The 1,103-nt window shown below is 50.9% G+C and carries 10 tRNA genes; all 10 read right to left on the minus strand.

The annotated features are described in order from the left end of the window. Positions 1 to 72: 72 nt before the first annotated feature. A tRNA-Ile gene (locus tag CBM15_RS19045) sits at positions 73 to 149 on the minus strand. 6 nt (positions 150 to 155) lie between these two features. Further along, positions 156 to 231 (minus strand) — tRNA-Phe (locus CBM15_RS19050). A 10-nt stretch (positions 232 to 241) separates the two neighbouring features. Then, a tRNA-Asp gene (locus CBM15_RS19055) sits at positions 242 to 317 on the minus strand. A 26-nt stretch (positions 318 to 343) separates the two neighbouring features. Beyond that, positions 344 to 436: transfer RNA gene (locus tag CBM15_RS19060), tRNA-Ser, on the minus strand. A gap of 19 nt (positions 437 to 455) precedes the next feature. Then, positions 456 to 531, minus strand: a tRNA-Ala gene (locus CBM15_RS19065). 8 nt (positions 532 to 539) lie between these two features. Continuing rightward, a tRNA-Pro gene (locus CBM15_RS19070) sits at positions 540 to 616 on the minus strand. Positions 617 to 637: 21 nt separating this feature from the next. Next, positions 638 to 714, minus strand: a tRNA-Arg gene (locus CBM15_RS19075). A gap of 27 nt (positions 715 to 741) precedes the next feature. Then, positions 742 to 830: transfer RNA gene (locus CBM15_RS19080), tRNA-Leu, on the minus strand. Between the two features lie 4 nt (positions 831 to 834). Beyond that, positions 835 to 909, minus strand: a tRNA-Gly gene (locus CBM15_RS19085). 50 nt (positions 910 to 959) lie between these two features. Further along, a tRNA-Lys gene (locus tag CBM15_RS19090) sits at positions 960 to 1,035 on the minus strand. Positions 1,036 to 1,103: the final 68 nt, after the last annotated feature.

Genomic DNA, 1,103 nt, shown 5'->3' on the forward strand with positions numbered 1-1,103 from the left:
AGGACTCGAACCTGCGACCTGCCGGTTAACAGCCGGATGCTCTACCAACTGAGCTACTTCGGAATAATACTATGGTGGGCCTAAATGGACTCGAACCATCGACCTCACGCTTATCAGGCGTGCGCTCTAACCAGCTGAGCTATAGGCCCATAGTATGGTGGGTTTGGACGGAATCGAACCGCCGACACTTAGAGCTTCAATCTAATGCTCTACCAACTGAGCTACAAACCCATAAAAAAAATGGCGGTCCCGACCGGGATCGAACCGGCGATCTCCTGCGTGACAGGCAGGCATGTTAACCGCTACACCACGGGACCAACATCTAAAGTGAAAATATTAAAAATGGAGGAGGTAGAGGGATTCGAACCCCCGCGCGGTGTTACCCGCCTGTCGGTTTTCAAGACCGATCCCTTCAGCCAGACTTGGGTATACCTCCAAAGGGAATAAAATATAAATGGTGGAGCCTAGCGGGATCGAACCGCTGACCTCCTGCGTGCAAGGCAGGCGCTCTCCCAGCTGAGCTAAGGCCCCATTAATAATGGTCGGAATGACAGGATTCGAACCTACGACCCCTTGGTCCCAAACCAAGTGCTCTACCAAGCTGAGCTACATTCCGAATATGTCAGTAAATATATTATGGCGCGCCCGGCAGGAGTCGAACCCACAACCTTCTGATCCGTAGTCAGACGCTCTATCCAATTGAGCTACGGGCGCGCATTATTAGAGATAAGAATTATAAAATGGTGCCGAGGGCCGGAATCGAACCGGCACGGTGATCACTCACCGCAGGATTTTAAGTCCTGTGCGTCTGCCAGTTCCGCCACCCCGGCATTTTGGAGCGGAAGACGAGGTTCGAACTCGCGACCCCCACCTTGGCAAGGTGGTGTTCTACCACTGAACTACTTCCGCAAAATGCTTAAGATCTATTTATTCTGACAGTATGTATAATTTTATAAAACTGGTGAGCCATGAAGGACTCGAACCTTCGACCCTCTGATTAAAAGTCAGATGCTCTACCAACTGAGCTAATGGCTCTCTAAATGGTGCCGGCGAAAGGAGTCGAACCCTCGACCTACTGATTACAAGTCAGTTGCTCTACCAAC

This window comes from Solibacillus kalamii (assembly GCF_002174535.1).
Lineage (GTDB): Bacteria > Bacillota > Bacilli > Bacillales_A > Planococcaceae > Solibacillus > Solibacillus silvestris.